The sequence below is a fragment of the Candidatus Eisenbacteria bacterium genome (genome assembly GCA_030017955.1).
Taxonomy (GTDB): domain Bacteria; phylum Eisenbacteria; class RBG-16-71-46; order JASEGR01; family JASEGR01; genus JASEGR01.
This window is the reverse complement of the sequence record JASEGR010000168.1, coordinates 1-2,629: the sequence shown is the minus strand read 5'-3', so window position 1 is coordinate 2,629 and position 2,629 is coordinate 1. Positions and strand designations below refer to the sequence as shown.

Annotated in this window: 2 protein-coding genes; one reads left to right on the top strand and one right to left on the bottom strand. The window is 52.6% G+C overall.

Annotated features, from left to right (window positions below; genetic code table 11):
* Positions 1-904: hypothetical protein (locus QME66_13320; GenBank protein ID MDI6809927.1), on the bottom strand; the 904-nt coding region annotated here is incomplete at its 3' end.
* 185 nt (positions 905-1,089) lie between these two features.
* Here QME66_13320 and QME66_13315 point away from each other — a divergent pair.
* Complete coding sequence (locus tag QME66_13315) at positions 1,090-2,337, top strand: IS256 family transposase (protein MDI6809926.1); 1,248 nt, start codon at positions 1,090-1,092, stop codon at positions 2,335-2,337.
* Positions 2,338-2,629 lie beyond the last annotated feature (292 nt).

Here is a 2,629-nt window from a genome sequence, read left to right as displayed (position 1 = left end):
GGTCCGTTCGCCGCTGCAGCGAGTAGAGCTTGTACTCGAAGAGATCTGTTTGCTTGAACTGAGGTGCTGAAGCGTCTGCGACAGCCTGACTCTTCGCGAGTCGTGCTTCATATTCGAACGCTTCCTTGACGATGTTGACGTCGCCAGCTACAAGCTTGAGCCCCGCATTCCGAAAGCTGGTGCCGGAGTTGTTCGTGACCGTCACCCAGCCGGTTACATCAATCTTCGAGTCGTCTTTATTCAGCAGCGCAACGTAGTTGCAGTTCCAGTTGAGCTGCCCAGCCAGGTAACTGATCTCAGTCTTGTGCTGACCCTCTCGTGCGCTGTTCACGAGCCATTCAAGCTGCGGTTTGAGAATGAGCCCCTCCGGGAGGCTCGGCAAGATCAATCGCCCGACTGGATTGATCTCGATCTTCCCATTGATCTCGGCGATCATCCCGCCGGTCGAGTAGTAGTTGGGCACGGGCGAGCCGTGCTGCGGCTGCAGGTAATAGCCGCTGGCGATCAGCCTCCCTCGAACGGTATGTTCTTTCTTGGTTTCGGGCTCGACGCGGATGAATTCTACTTCCTTCCCGATGTATTTTTCCAACAATTTCGCCTGGTGGGCTAGGTCATATTGGTAGTTCTGTTCGATCACACGAACCGCTGAAGGATCGGTAAGGCTGATGAAATGAAGCGACGTGCCGTCGATGGTTGAAGGAATTTCCGGGAGCACAACGTGGCTCATCCCCTTGACGAGCTTGATCATTCGCTCCTCTCGGATGAGCGACAGGTTCTGATTGTAGATCGTGAGATCGACAGCCGTGCGCTCACCGGCCATCGTTTGCTGGTGCACTTGGGATAGGGCAACCGAATCTAGAATGAAAAGCAGCAGAACGCCTGTCAGAACGGTGTTTTTGACCATGACGACCCCCTTTGATGTGTTTGTATTATGAGTTGGTTATTTGTAATTTTCTTCGGGTTTGGCATTGAGTTATATTCGAAAGCTGTGTGAACTGGAACCCTGGATGAAAGGGTAGAAAACAAAGCGGCGCATCCGTATCTTGGGGTGCATTTTCAACCAAACAAAAACCCAAGGGGGATACGCCAATGGCAAAGTATCGTAAAGAAGGATCATCTGCAAGAACGAAGAGAAGAGTCTTCGAGCTGGAGCAACCGGTGGTGGGAGATGGTCGCTCGTATGTGGATGCGTTAGCCCGATCACACATTCAGAGGGGTTTGCAAGATGGCCTGGAAGCGGAGCGGGATGAGATTGTGGGCCGGAGTTGGCATGCCCACCACAGGGAGGGGGTGCCGTTGCAGTATCGCAATGGCTACGGGGATCCCCGGTGTCTGACCTGTGGAAGCGGGACGGTCGAGATCCGGATGCCACGGTTGCGTGAGCCGTATGAGTCGAAGATCGTGGCCAAGTATGAGCGCCTGACGCCCGAAATGCGGGACTTACTTCCACAGCTGTATTTGCACGGACTAGCTTTGGGAGACTTCGAGCAAGCATTCGGATGGCTGTGGGGAGAGGACGCACCGTTGTCAGCCAATTCCATGCTTCGCTTGAAGGGTCCGTGGGAAGAGCAATACCGGAAGTGGAAGAACCAGCCCTTGGAGAAGGAGTATTTGTATGTGTGGGCTGATGGGATCTATCCCAAGGGTGGAGCCGTTGATGAAACCCTTGCCTTGCTTGTGGTTGTCGGTGTTGACCGCCAAGGGCGCAAGCGGCTCCTGGCCTTGGAAGAAGGGTATCGAGAAAGCGAGGAGTCATGGACGGACCTGTTCCGGGATCTGAAGCGCCGGGGCGTCAAATGGATCGGTTTGGTGATCGGGGACGGCATCGACGGTCTGTGGAAGGCCGTGAGAAAAATATTCCCGATGAGTCGGCATCAACGGTGTTGGGTTCATAAGATGCGTAATATCCTGGACAAAGTTCCGACCAAAGCCCACGATGAAGTCTTGGAGCAGTTGCGGCTGATCTATCATGCGAAATCCTACAACGATGCTCAGCGGCTCAAACAAGAGTTCATCCGTTGCTATCGAACACTCTACCCCAAGGCAGTGAAATCGTTGCAGGAAGCCGGCGAAGCTCTGTTGACCTATTTCGACTTTCCGAAACGTCATTGGGTACATCTGAAAAGCACGAATCCGATTGAGTCGCTCTTTGCGACCGTTCGGCTCAGGACCCGTGCTGCACGGCGCATACGAACTCGTCTCGGAACCGTCTGTTTGGTCTTTCAGCTCCTGAGAAACAGCGAACGTCGCCTCCGGCGAATCAGAGGATATACTCTCGTTGCCGACACCATAGACCAACTTCAATCACAACACTTCAAGAAACGGAAAGCCGCTTAAAAAAGTTTACACGGCTCTTGACATTAGCTCTCCAATTCCTTCAATTCCTTTTCTAAATAGGAATGTCTGTGTACGATTATATTTCTGTCTTGATTCAGTCTACTATTGAGTTTCGCGTAAGTAAAGGAACGATTTGTTTTCTCATCTAAGGCAACTCTGAAGCGTGGATGCAGGACCTGAGCAACTTCTGTGAAGCTCGCAGTCTGAGTGTCTTAGAACGAAGGCGCATGTAGAGATCTCGGATATCTCTCGATGGACAGTTGGCAAGAGCGGAGTCCGTTTGATTCCAGAC